Source organism: Nocardioides proteolyticus (assembly GCF_051280635.3).
Classification (GTDB): domain Bacteria; phylum Actinomycetota; class Actinomycetes; order Propionibacteriales; family Nocardioidaceae; genus Nocardioides.
This window is the reverse complement of the sequence record NZ_JBNBPO030000026.1, coordinates 30,400-47,883: the sequence shown is the minus strand read 5'-3', so window position 1 is coordinate 47,883 and position 17,484 is coordinate 30,400. Positions and strand designations below refer to the sequence as shown.

Annotated in this window: 15 protein-coding genes and 1 riboswitch; of the genes, 8 read left to right on the top strand and 7 right to left on the bottom strand. The window is 73.6% G+C overall.

Annotated features, from left to right (window positions below; all coding sequences use genetic code 11):
* The first annotated feature begins 55 nt into the window (after positions 1–55).
* The 3 genes from ACPOLA_RS15405 to ACPOLA_RS15395 all read left to right on the top strand — a co-directional run bounded on the left by ACPOLA_RS15405 (position 56) and on the right by ACPOLA_RS15395 (position 3,970).
* The gene (locus tag ACPOLA_RS15405; RefSeq protein ID WP_435771323.1) at positions 56–2,350 is read left to right on the top strand and encodes a PQQ-dependent sugar dehydrogenase; all 2,295 of its coding nucleotides are present in this window, start codon (positions 56–58) and stop codon (positions 2,348–2,350) included.
* A 96-nt stretch (positions 2,351–2,446) separates the two neighbouring features.
* Positions 2,447–3,334, top strand: a complete 888-nt coding sequence (locus ACPOLA_RS15400) for an LLM class flavin-dependent oxidoreductase (protein ID WP_435771322.1) — start codon at positions 2,447–2,449, stop codon at positions 3,332–3,334.
* A gap of 87 nt (positions 3,335–3,421) precedes the next feature.
* The gene (locus ACPOLA_RS15395) at positions 3,422–3,970 is read left to right on the top strand and encodes a gamma carbonic anhydrase family protein (protein ID WP_435771321.1); all 549 of its coding nucleotides are present in this window, start codon (positions 3,422–3,424) and stop codon (positions 3,968–3,970) included.
* A 123-nt stretch (positions 3,971–4,093) separates the two neighbouring features.
* On the opposite strand, the gene ACPOLA_RS15390 is transcribed toward ACPOLA_RS15395, so the two are convergent.
* Positions 4,094–4,537 (bottom strand): DUF4383 domain-containing protein, encoded by a 444-nt coding sequence (locus ACPOLA_RS15390; protein ID WP_435771319.1) that lies wholly within the window; start codon positions 4,535–4,537, stop codon positions 4,094–4,096.
* Between the two features lie 321 nt (positions 4,538–4,858).
* On the opposite strand from ACPOLA_RS15390, the gene ACPOLA_RS15385 reads away from it, so the two are divergent.
* Positions 4,859–5,593 carry an ANTAR domain-containing protein gene (locus ACPOLA_RS15385; protein ID WP_435771364.1) on the top strand — a complete coding sequence of 245 codons (735 nt, stop codon included), beginning with the start codon at positions 4,859–4,861 and terminating at the stop codon, positions 5,591–5,593.
* On the opposite strand, the gene ACPOLA_RS15380 is transcribed toward ACPOLA_RS15385, so the two are convergent.
* On the bottom strand, positions 5,590–6,783 hold the full coding sequence (locus tag ACPOLA_RS15380) for an ROK family protein (RefSeq protein WP_435771318.1): 1,194 nt from the start codon (positions 6,781–6,783) through the stop codon (positions 5,590–5,592). The genes ACPOLA_RS15385 and ACPOLA_RS15380 overlap by 4 nt on opposite strands.
* 104 nt (positions 6,784–6,887) lie before the next feature.
* On the opposite strand from ACPOLA_RS15380, the gene zwf reads away from it, so the two are divergent.
* Genes zwf through eda form a run of 3 tightly spaced genes read left to right on the top strand, consistent with a single transcriptional unit; the run spans position 6,888 to position 10,868 of the window.
* Positions 6,888–8,360: a glucose-6-phosphate dehydrogenase gene (gene zwf / locus ACPOLA_RS15375; RefSeq protein WP_435771317.1), complete on the top strand. Its 1,473-nt coding sequence runs from the start codon at positions 6,888–6,890 to the stop codon at positions 8,358–8,360.
* Positions 8,357–10,252, top strand: a complete 1,896-nt coding sequence (gene edd, locus ACPOLA_RS15370) for a phosphogluconate dehydratase (RefSeq protein ID WP_435771315.1) — start codon at positions 8,357–8,359, stop codon at positions 10,250–10,252. Before zwf ends, edd begins: the two co-directional genes overlap by 4 nt.
* Positions 10,239–10,868 (top strand): bifunctional 4-hydroxy-2-oxoglutarate aldolase/2-dehydro-3-deoxy-phosphogluconate aldolase, encoded by a 630-nt coding sequence (gene eda, locus ACPOLA_RS15365; RefSeq protein WP_435771314.1) that lies wholly within the window; start codon positions 10,239–10,241, stop codon positions 10,866–10,868. The genes edd and eda overlap by 14 nt, the downstream gene beginning before the upstream one ends.
* 40 nt (positions 10,869–10,908) lie before the next feature.
* Here the strand turns inward: eda and ACPOLA_RS15360 are convergent, their stop codons facing one another.
* On the bottom strand, positions 10,909–11,109 hold the full coding sequence (locus ACPOLA_RS15360; protein ID WP_435771313.1) for a hypothetical protein: 201 nt from the start codon (positions 11,107–11,109) through the stop codon (positions 10,909–10,911).
* Between the two features lie 96 nt (positions 11,110–11,205).
* Positions 11,206–11,520, bottom strand: coding sequence for a DMT family transporter (locus ACPOLA_RS15355; RefSeq protein ID WP_435771311.1), 315 nt, complete (start codon positions 11,518–11,520; stop codon positions 11,206–11,208).
* Positions 11,521–11,531: 11 nt separating this feature from the next.
* Positions 11,532–11,596, bottom strand: a riboswitch (guanidine-III (ykkC-III) riboswitch).
* Positions 11,597–11,801: 205 nt separating this feature from the next.
* Between ACPOLA_RS15355 and ACPOLA_RS15350 the strand changes: the two genes are divergently transcribed.
* On the top strand, positions 11,802–13,247 hold the full coding sequence (locus ACPOLA_RS15350) for an MFS transporter (RefSeq protein WP_435771310.1): 1,446 nt from the start codon (positions 11,802–11,804) through the stop codon (positions 13,245–13,247).
* A gap of 47 nt (positions 13,248–13,294) precedes the next feature.
* Here the strand turns inward: ACPOLA_RS15350 and ACPOLA_RS15345 are convergent, their stop codons facing one another.
* The 3 genes from ACPOLA_RS15345 to gabT are packed head-to-tail and all read right to left on the bottom strand — an operon-like array spanning position 13,295 to position 17,432.
* Positions 13,295–14,785 (bottom strand): NAD-dependent succinate-semialdehyde dehydrogenase, encoded by a 1,491-nt coding sequence (locus ACPOLA_RS15345; protein ID WP_435771362.1) that lies wholly within the window; start codon positions 14,783–14,785, stop codon positions 13,295–13,297.
* A gap of 8 nt (positions 14,786–14,793) precedes the next feature.
* On the bottom strand, positions 14,794–16,086 hold the full coding sequence (locus ACPOLA_RS15340) for a Glu/Leu/Phe/Val family dehydrogenase (protein ID WP_435771309.1): 1,293 nt from the start codon (positions 16,084–16,086) through the stop codon (positions 14,794–14,796).
* Positions 16,083–17,432 (bottom strand): 4-aminobutyrate--2-oxoglutarate transaminase, encoded by a 1,350-nt coding sequence (gene gabT / locus ACPOLA_RS15335; RefSeq protein WP_435771308.1) that lies wholly within the window; start codon positions 17,430–17,432, stop codon positions 16,083–16,085. Before gabT ends, ACPOLA_RS15340 begins: the two co-directional genes overlap by 4 nt.
* Positions 17,433–17,484: the final 52 nt, after the last annotated feature.

The following is a 17,484-nucleotide window of genomic DNA, read 5'->3' as shown; positions in this document are numbered from 1 at the left end:
CCGCCACCGGCAGCAGTTGTCTCCAACCAACCCCACAGTGAGGGACGAGAACACGATGCGCAAAACACGCTGGTGGCTCGGCGCCGTCGCGAGCAGCACGCTGCTCGCGGTGACGCTCACGCCGCTCGCGCCGTCCGCCACGGCCGACGACGCCGACACACCCATCACCGACCCCATCCCCCAGCAGATCAAGCCGTCCACCCTCGGGCTGGTGCTCGAGGAGTACGCCCAGCTCCCCGCGTCGACCCCCAACGGTCCGGTGACCGACGCGCGGATCGGCAGCCGCCACAACCGGATCAACTACATCGGCGAGCTGCCGGACGGCTCCGGCCGGATGCAGGTGCCCGACCTCAACGGCTCCCTCTACCTGCTCGACGGCGACCAGCAGCACGAGTACCTCGACTTCGTCGAGCGGTTCCCGCACTTCCTGTCCTGGCGGGGCCTGGGCTCCGGCTTCGGGTTCGCCACCTTCCACCCGGAGTTCGAGGACAACGGCAAGCTCTACACCGTCCACACCGAGGTGCCCACCGCGCCGGGCGACTCCACCTACGAGCCGCAGCGCCTCACCGGCAGCTCGGTGACCAGCGTGGTCACCGAGTGGACCGCGACGGACCCGTCGGCGAACACCTTCAGCGGCACCAGCCGCGAGCTGTTCCGGTTCCGCTTCTCCACGCAGATCCACGCCATCCAGCAGATCGACTTCAACGCGACGGCGCAGCCCGGCGACGAGGACTACGGCCTGCTGTACCTCGCCGTCGGCGACGGCGGCATCGGCGTGAGCAGCGACGTGCCGCAGGACCTCTCCACGCCCTCGGGCAAGATCCTGCGGATCGACCCCCTCGGCGACGACAGCCCCAACGGCCAGTACGGCATCCCGGACTCGAACCCGTACGTCGGCGATCCGGGTGCGCTCGGCGAGATCTACGCCGTCGGCATGCGTGACCCGCACCGGTTCAGCTGGGACGCCGGCGGCGACCACCGGATGTTCCTCGGCCACATCGGGCAGCACGCCATCGAGGCCGTGTACGACGTCGACAAGGGCGACAACTTCGGCTGGCCGGTCATCGAGGGCCGCCTGGCCTACCGCAACCAGAACCAGTGCTACCTCTACCCGCTGACCGACGAGATGGCCGCCGCGGGCTACGACTACCCGGTCACGTCCTACGACCACGACCCGCCGGCCAACTGGTCGTGCAACTCCGACTCCGGCCACGCGATCTCCGGCGGTCTGGTGCACCGGGGCGACCTCAAGGGACTGAAGGGCAAGTACGTCTTCGGCGACCTGGTCGAGGGCCGGGTCTTCTACACCGACCTGGAGGAGATGGACGACGACGCCGCCACCGAGGCGCCGATCCACGAGCTCGCGCTCTACGACACCGACGGCGACCGGATGCGGATGCCGGACCTCGTCGGCGACGGACGCATCGACCTGCGCTTCGGCACCGACTCCGAGCGCAACCTCTACCTGCTGGCCAAGGGCAACGGCAAGGTGTGGAAGGTCGTGGACACCCGGCGCGCGCCGGTGCCCAAGGAGGTCGAGCCGGGCCTGCGCGACGACCTGGTCGCGGCGTACGACTTCGAGCACCCGTTCGCGGCCAACGACGCCTACGAGGAGGACCAGGGCCGGTCGCGGACCCTGCTCCGCCTGATCAACGGCGGCGAGCGCATGCGGGTCGACGACGGGGCCTACCCCGGCAGCCGCAACGCGCTGCAGATCCACAGCGCGGCCGAGTCGCCGACCGGCCAGGCCTGGAAGGCCGGCGTCTGGGACCAGAACGGCGCTCCCTCGCTGCGGGCCTTCAACGGCGCGGAGCAGATCACCGTGATGGGCTGGTTCAAGATGACCGGCCAGAACCCGACGCCGGGCTACAACGCGATCGGCCTCGCCGGTGTGCTCAGCGGCAACTCCGACGGGCACGGCGTGCGGGCGCTGCTGGAGCTGATCCAGGTCAACGGCGAGCTGCGCCTGGTGGCGCTCGGCCGGCGGATCGACACCGGCGCGTCGCAGACGTTCGCGGCGTCGCAGGACTGGCGCGAGCTGCTCCCGCAGGGCGAGTGGGTGCACGTCGCGGCGACGTTCCACTACACCACCGGTGAGATGGCGCTCTACCGCAACGGCAAGCCGCTCGACGGGTTCTACACCTCCTCGAGCGACCCGTGGAAGGTCGACGGCACCGGCACGTCGGAGACCGACCCGCGGGGGATCAAGATCGGGGGCTCGTTCCCGCAGAACGGCACCGAGCGCAACCCCTGCAACTGCCGGATGGACACGCTGATGTTCTTCGACACCGAGCTCAGCCCGTCCGAGGTGGCACGCCAGTACCGCCGCTTCACCAGCAAGGTCGGCTGACCGGCCTCCACCGCGGCGCGGTCCCGTCCCTCGGGGGCGGGGCCGCGCCGTGCCGTTTCCGCAGGTCGGCGATCGTCCTCTGGGAGGGTGGGCACCATGGACGTCGGGATGACGCTGCCGATCATGGAGCCGGACATCGACCCGGCCACCCTGCAGGACTGGTCCGAGCGGATCGACGCCGGGCCGTTCAGCTCGCTGTGCTTCGGGGAGCGGATCGCCTTCGACAACCCCGAGACGCTGACCCTGCTCGGCGCCGTGGCGGCGTGGACCCGGCGCGTCGGCCTGGTCACGACCGTGGTGGTGCCACAGCTGCACGACCCCGTCCTGCTGGCCAAGGCCCTGGCGACCGGCGACCGGCTCAGCGGCGGCCGGCTCACCGTCGGCCTCGGCGTCGGTGGGCGCGAGGAGGACTACGACGCCGTGGGCGCCGACCACGGCACCCGCACCATCGCCGGGCTCGCCGACCGCGCCGCGGTGATCCGGCGCGTGTGGGCCGGGGAGAACGTGACCGGGGCGACCCGGCCGGTCGGACCGCCGCCGCACCGGCCCGGCGGGCCCGGCCTGCTCGTCGGCACCCTGGGCCGGCGTACGGTCCGCAGCGCGGCGGCCTGGGCCGACGGGCTCGCCGGGATGACCATGGACGCCGACGTCGACCAGACCGCGGCGCTCTTCGACGTCGCCCGGGCGGCCTGGGCCGAGGCCGGCAAGCCGCCACCGCGGCTCACCACGTCGTTCTGGTTCGCCCTCGCGGAGACGTCGCCCGATCCCCGGCAGCAGGTCCACGACCACCTGCGTCACTACATGAACTGGCTGCCCGTCGACCTCGTCGACGCGCTCGCGCCGAGTGCCGGGTTCGCCGGCACCCTCACCGAGCTGCGCGAGCTGCTGGCTCGGTTCGCGGCGATCGGCGCCGACGAGGTCCAGCTGATCCCCACGGGTGCGGACCCCGAGCAGGTGGACCGGGTCGCCGAGCTGCTGACCTGAGCCGAGTGCTGAGCCGAGTGCTGAGCCGAGTGCGGGCCGAGCGCACCCGTCGGACCGGTCCTCGAGGAGGGCCACTAGCGTTTCGGGATGTTCGCTTACGAGTTCGAGGGCCGGGTGCCCCAGGTGCACCCCGAGGCGTTCGTGGCGCTGACCGCCACGCTGATCGGTGACGTCCGCGTCGAGAAGGGCGCCAGCGTCTGGTACGGCGCCGTGCTGCGGGCCGACATCTGCACGATCGTGGTGCGGGAGGGCGCCAACGTCCAGGACAACTCCGTGGTGCACGGGGCGCCCGACGCGGTGGTCGAGATCGGTGCCGGTGCGACCGTCGCCCACAGCTGCGTCGTGCACGGCGCCACGCTCGGGCCCAAGGCGCTGGTGGGCAACGGCAGCGTCGTGCTCGACGGCGGCTCGATCGGAGCCGGCTCGATGGTGGCCGCGGGATCGCTGGTGGGCCCGGGCAGCGCGGTGCCCGACGGTGTCCTCGCCGCCGGCGCGCCGGCCGAGGTGAAGAAGCCGATCGAGGGCACCGGCGCACAGTTCTGGGTGGACGCCAACCCGCCGTACTACGCCGAGCTGGCGCAGCGCCACCGGGTCGGGACGAAGGAGGCCGAGGGCGGAGCGGCCGGGCCGGTGTGAAGGGCCGGTGTGCCGGGCCGGTGTGCCGGGCCAGGGTGCCGGGCCGGGGTGCCGACCGGACGCGCCGAGGGCGCGGCACCCGTCGGGGTGCCGCGCCCTCGCGCGTGGTGCAGGTGCTCGACGTCAGACCGTGGTGCGGCCGACGTCGTTGCGACCGGCGTCGTCGCGACCCAGCGCGAGACCCAGGCCGATCATGCCGATGGCCAGCACGAGGTGCAGCCAGTTGTCGGCGGGGTTGACCGGCACGAAGTTCGCCTCGCTGTCGTGGTCGATCAGGATGCCGTAGATGAACAGCACCGCGTAGATGACGCCGCCGCCGATGAGGAAGGCACGAGCGCCGCTCCAGCTGCGCGCCATCGCCAGGCCGGCGATGCCGAACAGCAGGTGCACGATGTTGTGCAGGATGGACACCTGGAAGATGCCCAGGAGCTCAGCCTCGGACTCGTGGCCGGCGAACTGCATCTCGTCGTAGTTCGTGGTCACGCCGGGGACGAAGCCCAGGACGCCGACGAGCAGGAAAACGGCCGCGACCACGGTGGCTGCGGTCTGGAGGGGGGTTGCGGTCATCGACCCTGTGGTCGTGGTGTTGGACATGGCGAAATCTCCTTCGCGATCGGAGCGATGACCCGGAGGTACCCACCGCACGCCGCCCTACCCGTGGTGACCGGCATCCGATCTGCGCGCACCCGGATCGGGGGTGCCGAACCACGCCGACCCCGCTCCCGCGCCCCGCCGGGCGCGTGCCGGACGTCGCGACCGCGACAAGTGCGTCGCGATCCCCTAGGATCCGGACAGGTCCTCGCCCCCACGGCGGCGGACCACTCGACGAGGGCTCCAGCAAGCGGGCCGCGTCTGTTCGTCCTCGCACGAGGAGGCGCGGTGAGCCCGATGAGCCACCGGCAGGATGACCCGGTCTTCGACGCCCTGCCCGTCCCCACCCTGCTGCTCGACACCGACCTGCGGATCAAGGCAGCCAACCGCGCCTACCAGGCGGCCGTACGCCGGACCGCCGACGAGCTGCTGGACATGCCGCTCTTCGAGGCGTTCCCCGACAACCCCGACGACCCCACGGCCGACGGCGTCGCGAACCTGTCCGCCTCGCTGGAGAGGGTGGCGCGCAGGCGGCGAACCGACGACATGCTGGCGCAGCGCTACGACATCCGCGACAGCACGTCCGGCGAGTGGCTGCGCAGGGTGTGGCAGCCACGGAACAGCCCGGTGCTCGACGGCGACCGGGTGGCGGGACTGGTGCACCAGGTCGAGGACGTCACCCCCTGTGGCGAGGACCTGCACCGAGCCCTGGTCGGCTATCGCGACGCGCTCACCGCGAGCGCACCCACCGACGCGCGCACCCGTGAGCTCGTCAAGCAGGTCGACGTGGTCGCCGCGATGCTGCGGCACAGCCACCAGCTCGCCGACGAGGTGATGCACCTGCGCCGCGCCCTCAGCTCCCGCGCCGTCGTCGACCAGGCCAAGGGCATGATCATGGCCGAGCGTCGCTGCTCCGCCGAGGAGGCGTTCCAGGTGCTGACCAAGCTGTCCTCGGAGACCAACGTGCGGGTCGCCGACGTCGCCCTCGCCCTCGTCTACCAGGCGCAGGAGGGGCAGACCACCGGCTCCTAGCGGGCCGGGCGGAGCCCGGCGATCCGGGCGTCGACCGCGGCGGGGCTGAGCACCTCCTCGAGGGCCAGCGCGGCGCACCCCACCAGCCCGGCGCGGTCGCCGTACGTGGAGGGAAGGAAGCGGAGCTCGCGGGTCGCCAGCGCCGAGGCGCGCGCGTAGACCGCCTCGCGCACCCCTGCCGCGTAGACGTCGTAGGCCGCGGCCATGTCGCCGCCGAGGACGACCGCCTCGGGGTTGAGCAGGTTGATGGCGACGGCCAGCAGCTCGCCCACCTGACGGCCGCTCTCCCGCAGCAGCTGCTTGGCCTCGGGGTCGCCGGACTGCGCGTGGGCGACCAGGTCGCGGACGTGCTCGACCTCGCGGCCCTCCTCGCGCAGGCGCGCGACCAGCGCCCAACCGGCGGCGAGAGTCTCCAGGCAGCCGGTGTCACCGCACCGGCAGGCCCGGCCCGCCGCCTCGGGCACCTTCGTGTGCCCCAGGTCGCCCGCGCCGCCGCGGGCGCCGGAGACGATCCGGCCGCCGGCCAGCACGCCGAGCCCGATCCCCGTCGAGGCCTTGAGCACCAGCAGGTCACCGGCGGAGGTGGCGTGGCCGAGGTACTCCGAGCGGGCGAGCACGTCGGCGTCGTTGGCGAGGAGCAGCGGCGCGTCGGTCACCGCCGAGAGGTACGGCGCCAGCGGCACGCCGTCCCAGCCGGCCATCACCGTGGTGTCGACGCTGACGCCGCGGACCCCGTCGACGACCCCGGGCAGCGACACCCCGACCCCGAGCACCGGCGGCGGGTCGGTCGCGAGCAGTCGCGCCAGCTGGTCGGCGACGACCGGCATCACCTCGTCGGGCCCCGCGCCGACCTCGTGGTCGACCGCCGACGACGCCAGCTCGGTGCCGCCGAGGTCGAACACGGCGACCTGCGACCGCGAGCGGCCCACGGCGACCGCCAGGACCACGCCGGCACCGGTGTTGAACTCCAGGCTCCCCGCGGGACGGCCCCCGGTCGCCGTGCGCTCCGCCCCGAGCCGCACCAGTCCGGCGTCGGCGAGCGCGTTGACCCGCGCCACGACGGCCGTCCGGGACAGTCCGGTGACGGCCCTCAGCTCGGACCGGGTGACCGCGCGACCGCTCCGCAGCAGCGCGAGGAGATCACCAGCGGTCGCGGAGTCGCGCACGGACGGGCTCCGCAGGTCGCTCATGGCCGGATCCTAGGCGATCCGGGGCCGCGCCCTCCGGGACTTTTGTCCTTGAAGTACCGAAGAAAGCCTTCCGGAGGACCACCTTCCGCACTAGCGTGGGGTCAGTGAGCCAGCCCGACCTCGACCTGCCTCCCTGTGACTTCACCGTCTTCGGCGCGACCGGAGACCTCGCGCTCCGCAAGCTGGTGCCCGGCCTCTACGAGCGGGAGCGGCAGCGGCAGCTCCCGCCCGACACCCGCATTCTCGGCGTCTCGCGGCACCCGCTGGACGACGCCGGCTACCGCGACCTGGTCACTGAGGCGCTCTTCGACCACGTGCCCGAGGACCACCTGGAGGCCGCGGCCGTGCACCGCCTGGTGAGCAGGCTGCACCACCTCGAGCTCGACGCGACCACACCGGAGGGCTGGGACCGTCTCCACGGCCTGCTGAAGGACAACCCGCGCCGGCCCGACACCGAGGACGCGGCACCCCCGATCCGGGTCTACTACCTGGCAGTCGCCTCCGACCTGTTCGGCCCGGTCTGCGACCGGCTCGACCAGCTGGGGCTGGTGACGCCGCAGTGCCGCGTCGTGCTGGAGAAGCCGATCGGCTCGGACCTCGCGTCGTCGCGGGTGGTCAACGACGCCGTCGGCCGGGTCTTCGACGAGGGCCAGATCTTCCGGATCGACCACTACCTCGGCAAGGAGAGCGTGCAGAACCTCCTGGTCACCCGGTTCGCCAACACCTTCCTGGAGCCGATCTGGAACTCGCGCTGGGTGGACCACGTCCAGATCACCGTCTCGGAGACCCTGGGCGTCGCCGGGCGCGGCGAGTACTACGACCGCGCCGGAGCGCTGCGCGACATGGTCCAGAACCACCTGCTCCAGATGCTCTGCCTGGTCGCGATGGAGCCGCCGACCTACGTCGGCGGTGACTCGGTGCGCGACGAGAAGCTCAAGGTGCTGCGCGCGCTCACCCCACTGACCGGCGTCGCCGTCGACCGCGCGACCGTGCGCGGCCAGTACACGTCGTACGGCGCCGAGCTCGGCCGGCCGAGCACCACCGAGACCTACGTCGCGCTGCGCGCCGAGGTGCAGAACTGGCGCTGGGCGGGCGTCCCGTTCTACCTGCGAACCGGCAAGCGCCTGGCCCGGCAGGAGTCGACGATCGAGGTGGTCTTCAAGGAGCCGCCGCACGCGATGTTCCCGCACAGCGAGGGCACCACGACGCCCAACCGGCTCACCGTCCGGATGCAGCCCAACGAGGGCATGCAGCTGCACGTCACCGCGAAGCACCCCGGCCCGGGCGGGATCCGGCTGCACCCGGCGTCGCTCGACCTGAGCTATGCCGACACCTTCGACGAGCGCTGCCCGGAGCCCTACGAGCGCCTGCTGATGGACGTGATGCGGGGCATCCCGACCCTGTTCATGCGCCGCGACGAGGTCGAGGCGGCGTGGGCCTGGGTCGAGCCGATCCAGGAGCGGTGGCAGGAGGCGGCGGTGGAGCCGGTCCGCTACCACCCCGGGACCGAGGGACCGGCCGCGGCGGGGCTGCTGCCGGGTCGGGACGGCCGGGCCTGGCTGGAGGGCTCGGCATGACCCCGCCGCTGCACCCGGTCCTGGCCGACGTCACCCGGCGGCTGGTGACCCGTTCCGCCGCGACGCGGGCCGGCTACCTCGCCCGGGTGCGCGCAGCGGCGGTCGCCGGCCCCGCACGCGGGCGGCTCGCCTGCGGCAACCTGGCGCACGGCTTCGCGGCCGCGGAGGGCACGCAGAAGGCCGAGCTCGCCCGGGCGCAGAAGCCCAACCTGGCGATCGTCACCAGCTACAACGACATGCTCTCCGCCCACCAGCCGTACGGCGCCTACCCGCCCGTGCTCAAGGACGCCGTGATCGCCGCCGGCGGCCTGGCGCAGGTGGCCGGCGGCGTACCGGCCATGTGCGACGGCGTCACCCAGGGGCGCGACGGGATGCAGCTCTCCCTCTACAGCCGCGACCTGATCGCGATGTCGACCGCGATCGCGCTCTCCCACGACATGTTCGACGGCGCGCTGCTGCTCGGCGTCTGCGACAAGATCGTCCCCGGGCTCCTCATCGGCGCCCTGTCGTTCGGCCACCTCCCCGCGGTGTGGGTCCCCGCCGGCCCGATGGCCTCCGGCCTGCCGAACAAGGAGAAGGCCCGCGTGCGCCAGCTCTTCGCCGAGGGCAAGGCGGGCCGCGAGGAGCTCCTGGCGGCCGAGGCGGCGTCGTACCACTCCGCCGGGACGTGCACCTTCTACGGCACGGCGAACTCCAACCAGCTGCTGATGGAGGTGCTCGGGCTGCACCTGCCCGGCGCCTCCTTCGTCAACCCCGGCACCCCGCTCCGCGACGCGCTGACCAGGGCCGCCGCCGCGCAGGCGGTCACGCGGACGGCGCAGCAGGAGGCCGCCCCGCCGCTCGGCGAGATGGTCGACGAGAAGGCGATCCTCAACGCCTGCGTGGCGCTGCTCGCCAGCGGCGGCTCGACCAACCACACCCTGCACCTGGTGGCGATCGCGCGAGCGGCCGGCATCCTGCTGACCTGGGACGACCTGGCCGAGCTCTCCGCGGTGGTCCCGCTCCTGGCGCGGATCTATCCCAACGGCGACGCGGACGTGAACCACTTCCACGCGGCCGGCGGCGTCGCCTTCCTCGTCCGCACCCTCCTGGACGGCGGGCTCCTGCACGATGACGTCGAGACGGTCGTCGGCCGCGGACTGCGGCGCTACACCGAGGAGCCGGTGCTCCTCGACGGTCGGCTGACCTGGCGCCCGGGCCCGGCGGAGAGCCTGGACACCGCCGTGCTGCGCCCGGTCACCGACCCGTTCTCCGCCGACGGCGGGGTGAAGGTGGTGCGCGGCCCGCTCGGCACGGGGGTGGTGAAGACCTCGGCCGTCGCGCCCGCCCACCGGGTCGTCACCGCACCGGCGCGGGTCTTCGACGACCAGGACGACCTCCTCGCCGCCTTCGCCGCCGGCGAGCTGGACGGCGGCGACCTCGTCGCGGTCGTCCGGTTCCAGGGCCCGGCCGCCAACGGGATGCCGGAGCTGCACAAGCTGACGCCCGCGCTCGGGGTGCTGCAGGACCGCGGCCAGCGGGTGGCGCTGGTGACCGACGGGCGGATGTCGGGCGCCTCCGGCAAGGTCCCGGCAGCCATCCACGTCACGCCCGAGGCGGCGCTGGGCGGCCCGCTCGCCCTGGTCCGCGACGGCGACCTGGTCACCCTCGACGCCGACCGCGGCGTGCTGGCGCTCGGCGCCGACATCGACCTGGGCGGCCGCGAGCCGACGGGGCAGGCGCCGGGGTACGACGCCTGGGCCGGGACCGGGCGCGAGCTGTTCTCGATGTTCCGCAGCGCCGTCGGGCCGGCCGACGAGGGCGCCTCCGTGTTCGCCGTGCCCACGGGGCCCACGGGCGCCACCGGACCGGCCGCGCCGACCGACCGGGAGGTCTCCGTTGTCCACCGCTGAGCGCTCGTCCGTGCTCGACGTCGTGCCGGTGATCCCGGTCGTGGTCGTCGACGACGTGGCCACGGCCGTGCCCCTCGCACGTGCCCTCGTCGCCGGCGGCCTGCCGGCCATCGAGCTCACCCTCCGCACGCCGGTCGCGCTCGATGCCCTGCGCGCGATCGCCGACGAGGTCCCCGACATCCTCCTCGGGGCGGGCACCGTCACCACGCCGGCGCAGGCCGCCGCGGCGGTCGACGCCGGGGCCCAGTTCCTGGTCTCCCCCGGACTGACGCCGGATCTGCTCGACGCCCTGCTCCAGGCCGGGGTGCCGTTCCTCCCGGGCACGTCGACGGTGTCGGAGGTGATGCGGGTGCTCGACGCCGGCCTGACGGAGATGAAGTTCTTCCCCGCCGAGGCGTCGGGCGGCGCGGCCTACCTGAAGGCGGTGTCCGGGCCGCTGCCGCAGGCGCGGTTCTGCCCGACCGGCGGCATCACGGCCGCCTCCGCGCCGTCGTACCTCGCTCTGGTCAACGTCGGCTGCGTCGGGGGCACCTGGCTCACGCCGGCGGACGCCGTCGGCGCCCGCGACTGGGACCGGGTCTCCCGGCTGGCGGCCGCGGCGGCCGCGCTCGGCTGACTGGGCTGACTGGGCTGACTCGGGAGCGGCTCGGCCGTCGTCAGCCGCCCGACGCGTCGTCGGCCGACCTCGGCGCTCCCCCTGCTGCCTCGTCGTCCCGCACGGCGTGCGCGCCGCTGTCGGGAGACCCCTGGCGGGGGTCGTACCTGCCCTCCGCCGCCGGACCGTCGGTCGTGGAGGACTCCTGACGCTCCTCGGCCTCGTCGTCGAGTCGTCCCATGTCCTCCGGCTGCTGGCTCATCGCGTCCTCCTGGGTGGTTGCGTCCCTCACGGGGTACCCGAGCCCGGCCCGGGCATCCGCAACGACGACCCGGGCGGCCCACGGCCCAGCCGGGCGTCAGCGCGCGAGCTTGAGGCCGATCACGCAGCCGACCAGGCCGAGCAGGAGCAGCACCTTCGCCGGCGACGTGGTCTCCGCCCCGGTCAGCATGCCGAAGGCCACGGTCAGCGCCGCGCCGATGCCGACCCAGACGGCGTACGCCGTGCCGACCGGGATCGTCCGCATCGCATACGCCAGGCCGCCCATGCTGAGCACGATCGCCACGAGGAACAGCAGCGACGGGGCCGGGCGGGTGAAGCCCTCGGACCTGCCGAGCGCGACCGCCCACACGGCCTCGAGCACCCCCGAGGCGACCAGGACCAACCACGACACGACGTCCTCCTCGCGGCCGTCTTGTCGCGCTCCGGGTACGGCTCCCTCGTCCGGTCGAGCTCTTCGGGCTCGTCCCGAAGTCTAGGGACGCTGCGGCCCTCGACGGCCAGCGGCCGGCGAGGACGGGCCCGGTCCACCGTCCCAACTGCAGTGCGGCGGAGGAGGCCGGTACCCCCCGGTGGTATCTCGTGCTATCGTCCGATCCGAAATACATTACCCCCGTAGGGTATTTGCCGTGGCACAGTCCGGCGCAGCCGGGCCCTTCCCAAGGAGATCTGACAATGACAACCTCAACGAGGCCGGCGGATCGTCGCTGGCTCGGGCTCGCGGTGATCGCCGCCGCCCAGTTCATGGTCATCATGGACACCTCGATCATCGGCGTGGCGCTGCCGCGCATGCAGGCCGACCTGGGCTTCACCCAGGAGAACCTGTCCTGGGTGTTCAACGCCTACGTGGTCGCGTTCGGTGGCCTGCTGCTGCTCGGCGGCAAGCTGTCCGACGTGCTGGGCGCCCGTCGGGTGTTCGCGGCGGGCTGGGTGGTGCTGCTCGCCGGTTCGCTCGTCGCGGGCCTCGCCGGCAACGTGGAGACGGAGCTCGTCGGGCGGGCCGTGCAGGGGGCCGGCTCCGCGCTGATCGCGCCCTCCGCCCTGACCCTGCTCTTCATGCTGTTCGGGTCCACCCCCGCGGAGCTCCCCCGGGCGCTCGCGCTGTACGGCGCCGCCGCTCCCGCCGGCGGGACGGCCGGCGTGTTCCTCGGCGGCGTGATCACCGAGTACGTCAGCTGGCCGTGGGTCTTCTACGTGAACATCCCGATCGCCCTGGTGATCCTCGCGGTGGTGCCACGGGTGATGCCGGCGGGCGCGGCCGCCGCCGGCCGCCGCGTCGACGTCCTCGGCGCGTCGACGGTGACGGCTGGCCTCGCAGCCGCGGTCTACGCCGTCGTACAGGCGCCGGAGGTGGGCTGGGACGCGGCCCGGACGTGGTGGGGCCTCGCTGTCGCCGCCGTCCTCCTTGCTGCGTTCCTCGTCCTCCAGGTCCGGGGCCGGGAGCCGCTGGTCCGGCTCGGCATCTTCCGCGCGCCCAACCTGGCTGCTGCCAACCTCGCCCAGCTGCTGCTGGGCGCCGCCTGGATCCCGATGTGGTTCTTCCTGAACCTCTACCTCCAGCAGGTCCTGGGCTACACCGCCTTCCCCAGCGGCGCCGCGCTGCTGCCGATGACCTTGTTGATCATGGTGGGGATGATCGGCCTGGCGCCCCGCGTCCTCGCCGCTGTGGGCCCGAAGGCGGCCACCGTGAGCGGCCTGGTGCTGCTCACCGCGGGCATGGCCTGGCTCGCCCTGATCGAGCCCGACGGCTCCTACGCCGTCGACGTCCTCCCCGCGTCGCTGGTCGCCGCGCTCGGCATGTCGCTCGCCTTCATCCCCACCCTCGGCACCGCCATCTCCGCCGCGCCTCCGGAGGAGGGCGGGCTGGCGTCCGGCATCGTCAACACCAGCTACCAGGTGGGGTCGGCCCTGGGCCTGGCCGTCATGACGGCCGTCGCCGCCGCCAACGGCGCCGACCGGCTCGGGGACCCGGTCGCGCTCACCGACGGCTTCTCGGCCGCGTTCGTCGGTGCCGCCGTCGTGGCCGGCGTCGGCGTGCTGAGCACCGTTGCGCTCTTCCGCAGCGACACCGGCTCCCCGACGCCGACGGGTGCCGGCGACGCCGAGCGCGTCAACGCCTGAGCAGGCCCGGCGCGCCGTCACCCCCTCGGTGGCGGCGCGCCGTCACGTCAGTCCGACCAGTCGACGCTGAAGTACTGCGTCTCCTGGAACTCCGCCAGCCCCTCGCGGGCGCCCTCGCGGCCGAGCCCGCTCTGCTTCATGCCGCCGAACGGGGCCGAGGGGTCGGAGACGAGCCCACGGTTGACGCCGACCATGCCGGCCTCGATCGACTCGGCCAGCTGGAGCGCGCGCTTGAGGTCCGCGGAGTAGACGTAGGCCGCGAGCCCCAGCTCCGTGCCGTTGACCATCGCGAGCAGCTCGTCGCGGTCGCGCCAGGTCACCACGGGCGCGACCGGCGCGAAGACCTCCTCCTGCACCACCCGCGCGGCCGGGTCCACGTCGGCGAGCACCGTGGGGGCGAGGAAGTAGCCGCTGAGGTCCTCGGGCACGGCGGCGCGGGCGGCCACCCGGGCCCCGCGGTCCACCGCGTCGGCGACCAGGCCCGCCACCCGGTCGACCGCCGCCTGGTTGATCAGCGGCCCGATCTCGGTCGCCGGGTCGGCGCCGCGCCCGACCCGCAGGCGGGCGACCCGGTCCGCGAGGCGGGCGACGAAGTCGAAGGCCACCGACTCGTGGACGTAGAACCGGTTGGCGGCCGTGCAGGCCTGCCCTCCACCGCGGAACTTCGCGACCATCGCCCCGTCCACCGCCGCGGTCAGGTCGGCGTCGGCGTCGACGACGAACGGCGCGTTGCCACCCAGCTCCATCGAGGCGTTCAGCACCCGGTCGGCGGCCTGGTGGAGCAGGGTGCGGCCGACCGGCGTCGAGCCGGTGAAGGACAGCTTGCGCACCCGCGGATCGCGCAGCCAGGTGCCGACGACGTCCGCCGGCTCCGTCGTGGGCACCACGTTGACCACGCCCGGCGGGATGCCCGCCTCGGCGACCAGCCCGGCGACGGCCAGCGCGGTGAGCGGCGTCTCCGCCGCCGGCTTCAGGACCACGGTGCACCCGGCCGCGAGCGCCGGGGCGATCTTGCGGGTGGCCATGGCCGCCGGGAAGTTCCAGGGCGTGACGAGCGCCGCCACGCCGACCGGCCGGTGGGTGACCACCGTCCGGGTCCCCCCGGCCGGGGCGGGGCCGTAGCCGCCGTCGGTGCGGACCGCCTCCTCCGCGAACCACCGGAAGAACTCCGCCGCGTAGGCGACCTCCGCGCGGGCGTCGGCGCCGGCCTTGCCGTTCTCCGCGACGATCAGCGCAGCCAACACCTCGGCGTCCCGGTGCATGAGCTCGAAGACCCGGTGCAGCAGCTCGGACCGCCGGCGCGGGGGCGTGCGCGCCCAGTCGTCCGCGGCGGCGTGGGCGGCGTCGACAGCCGCAGTGGCCTGGGCCGCGTCAGCGTCGGCCACGGTGGCGACCACCGCCTTGTCGGCCGGGTCGTCGACGTCGAACGTGCCGGCGGCACCGGCGAGGCGCTGGTCGCCGACGAGGACGCCGGAGCCCGCGTCGAGCCGGTCGAGGACGTCGGTCAGGGTGGGCTGGCCGGACGGGGTCGGCCGCATAGGTCGGGTCACGGGTAGAGGCCTCTCTGGTGGTGGGCGGTGGCGACGCGGTCGACGGCGATGCAGGTCGCCGCGTCGCGCAGGCTGATCCCGTCGCGGGTGGCGCGGGCGCTGACGTCGTCCCAGGCCTGGCGCATGCGCTGCGCGAGCCGGGTCTCGACCTCCGCCTCGCTCCACCAGTACGCCTGGTTGGCCTGCACCCACTCGAAGTAGGAGACGACGACGCCGCCGGCGTTGGCAAGGATGTCCGGTACGACGAGCACGCCGTTGGCCGCGAGCGCGGCGTCGGCCGCCGTCGTGGTGGGTCCGTTGGCGCCCTCGACGATGCAGCGGGCCCGCACCCGGGCGGCGTTGCCCTCGTGCAGCACGCCCTCCACGGCCGCGGGCACGAGCAGGTCGACGTCGAGCTCGAGCAGCTCCTCGTTGGTCGTCTCCCGCGCTCCGGGCGACCCGACGACACTGCCGTGCTCGCGCACGTGGGTCGCGAGGGCCTCGAGGTCGAGGCCTCTCGGGTCGCGGACCCCGCCGTACTCGTCGCTGACCGCGACGACGGTGACCCCGTGCTCGGCCAGCAGGGCGGCGGCGCCGGACCCGACCTTGCCGAAGCCCTGGACAGCCGCAGTCGCCCGGGTGGGGTCGATCCCCAGCGACTCCAGCGCCGCGAGCGCGGTGTGCACCACGCCGCGGGAGGTGGCGAGGCCCCGGCCCCGGGAGCCGCCGAGGCTGATCGGCTTGCCGGTGACCACACCGAGCACGGTGTGGCCGCGGCTGACGGAGTAGGTGTCCATCAGCCAGGCCATGGTCTGCTCGTCGGTGCCGATGTCGGGCGCCGGGATGTCGTGCGCCGGACCGATGATCGGACTGATCTCGCTGGCGTAGCGCCGGGTCACCCGCTGCAGCTCGGCAGGGCTGTAGCGGCGCGGGTCGATCCGGATCCCGCCCTTCGCGCCGCCGTACGGGACGTCCAGCAGGGCGCACTTCCACGTCATCCACATGGCGAGTGCGCGGACCTCGTCGAGGTCCACGTCGGCGCTGTAGCGCAGGCCGCCCTTGGCCGGTCCGCGCGAGAAGTTGTGCTGCACGCGATGGCCGACGAGGACCTCGGTCTCTCCCGAGTCGCGGCGCAGCGGGACGCTGACGGTCATCTCGCGGCGTGGGGTGGCCAGCATGTCGAACATGCCGGGACCGAGGTCCAGCCGCTCGCAGGCGGCGGCGAGCTGGCGGCGGGCCTCGCGCAGCGGCGCCAGCCGCCCGCGGTCGACCGCCTCGCTCACCGCCGCGTCGGTGAGCCCGAGGGTCACGACGACCGGGCCTCGGCGGCGAAGGCGGCGTCCAGCACGTCGAACGCCTCGTGCAGCAGGTCGTCGGTGGTGGCCAGCGGCGGCAGGAAGCGGAGCACGTTGCCGTAGGTGCCGCAGGTGAGCACGATGACGCCCTCGCGGTGCGCCGCGGCGGCGACCGCTCGCGCGAGCGCCGGGTCGGGGTCGCCGGTCGCCGGCTCGACGAGCTCGACGGCGACCATCGCGCCGCGGCCGCGGACGTCGCCGAGGCGTGCGTCGCGCTCCTGCAGCCGGCGCAGCCGCTCGTGGAGGAGGTCGCCGATGTCGGCGGCGCGCTGCACGAGGCCCTCCTCCTCGATCGTGTCCATCGTGGCGAGCGCTGCCGCACAGGCGAGCGGGTTGCCGCCGTAGGTGCCTCCGAGGCCGCCGGGGTGCACGGCGTCGAGGAGCTCGGCGCGGCCGGTGACCGCCGAGAGGGGAAGGCCGCCGGCGATGCCCTTGGCAGTCACGATCAGGTCCGGCACCACTTGCTCGTGCTCGCAGGCGAACATCGCGCCGGTGCGGGCGAAGCCGGTCTGCACCTCGTCGGCGACGAGGAGCACCCCGTTGTCACGGCACCATGCGGCGATCGCGGGGAGGAACCCCGGTGCCGGGACGATGAAGCCGCCCTCTCCCTGGATCGGCTCGATCACGACGGCTGCGAGGTTGGCCGCACCGACCTGCTTCTCGATGTGGTCGACCGCGCGGGCAGCCGCCTCCGGACCGCTCATCCCGCCGTCGCGGAACGGGTAGGACAGCGGCGCCCGGTAGACCTCCGGCGCGAAGGGACCGAACCCGTGCTTGTAGGGCATCGACTTGGCCGTCATCGCCATGGTGAGGCTGGTGCGGCCGTGGTAGGCGTGGTCGAACGCCACGACCGCCTGCCGCCCGGTGGCAGCCCGGGCGATCTTCACGGCGTTCTCCACCGCCTCCGCGCCCGAGTTGAACAGCACCGACCGCTTCTCGTGCCCACCGGGGGTCAGTGCGTTGAGCCGCTCGGCCACCTCGACGTAGCCCTCGTAGGGGGTGACCATGAAGCACGTGTGGGTGAACCGCTCGACCTGCTCCTGCACGGCCCGGACCACCCTCGGCGCGCTGGACCCGACGGTCGTCACCGCGATGCCGGAGCCGAGGTCGATCAGCACGTTGCCGTCGACGTCCTCCACGACGCCGCCCCAGGCGCGGCTGGCGTAGACCGGCATCGTCGTGCCGACGCCCCCGGCGACGGCGAGCTGCTTGCGGCGTGCGAGCTCCTCGGACCGGGGGCCGGGGATCGCGGTCCGCAGCAGCCGCGAGCTCGGGACGGCCTGGTCGGTGAACGTCGTCATGGGTCCCATGCTCCGGCCGCGTCAGCCATGTCGTCCAATGCCGATACCGACT

Coding starts and splice junctions, on each gene's coding strand:
- ACPOLA_RS15405 (WP_435771323.1), top strand. CDS start 56: ATGCGCAAAACACGCTGGTGGCTCGGCGCCGTCGCGAGCAGCACGCTG.
- ACPOLA_RS15400 (WP_435771322.1), top strand. CDS start 2,447: ATGGACGTCGGGATGACGCTGCCGATCATGGAGCCGGACATCGACCCG.
- ACPOLA_RS15395 (WP_435771321.1), top strand. CDS start 3,422: ATGTTCGCTTACGAGTTCGAGGGCCGGGTGCCCCAGGTGCACCCCGAG.
- ACPOLA_RS15390 (WP_435771319.1), bottom strand. CDS start 4,537: ATGACCGCAACCCCCCTCCAGACCGCAGCCACCGTGGTCGCGGCCGTT.
- ACPOLA_RS15385 (WP_435771364.1), top strand. CDS start 4,859: ATGAGCCACCGGCAGGATGACCCGGTCTTCGACGCCCTGCCCGTCCCC.
- ACPOLA_RS15380 (WP_435771318.1), bottom strand. CDS start 6,783: ATGAGCGACCTGCGGAGCCCGTCCGTGCGCGACTCCGCGACCGCTGGT.
- edd (WP_435771315.1), top strand. CDS start 8,357: ATGACCCCGCCGCTGCACCCGGTCCTGGCCGACGTCACCCGGCGGCTG.
- ACPOLA_RS15360 (WP_435771313.1), bottom strand. CDS start 11,109: ATGAGCCAGCAGCCGGAGGACATGGGACGACTCGACGACGAGGCCGAG.
- ACPOLA_RS15350 (WP_435771310.1), top strand. CDS start 11,802: ATGACAACCTCAACGAGGCCGGCGGATCGTCGCTGGCTCGGGCTCGCG.
- ACPOLA_RS15345 (WP_435771362.1), bottom strand. CDS start 14,785: ATGCGGCCGACCCCGTCCGGCCAGCCCACCCTGACCGACGTCCTCGAC.
- gabT (WP_435771308.1), bottom strand. CDS start 17,432: ATGACGACGTTCACCGACCAGGCCGTCCCGAGCTCGCGGCTGCTGCGG.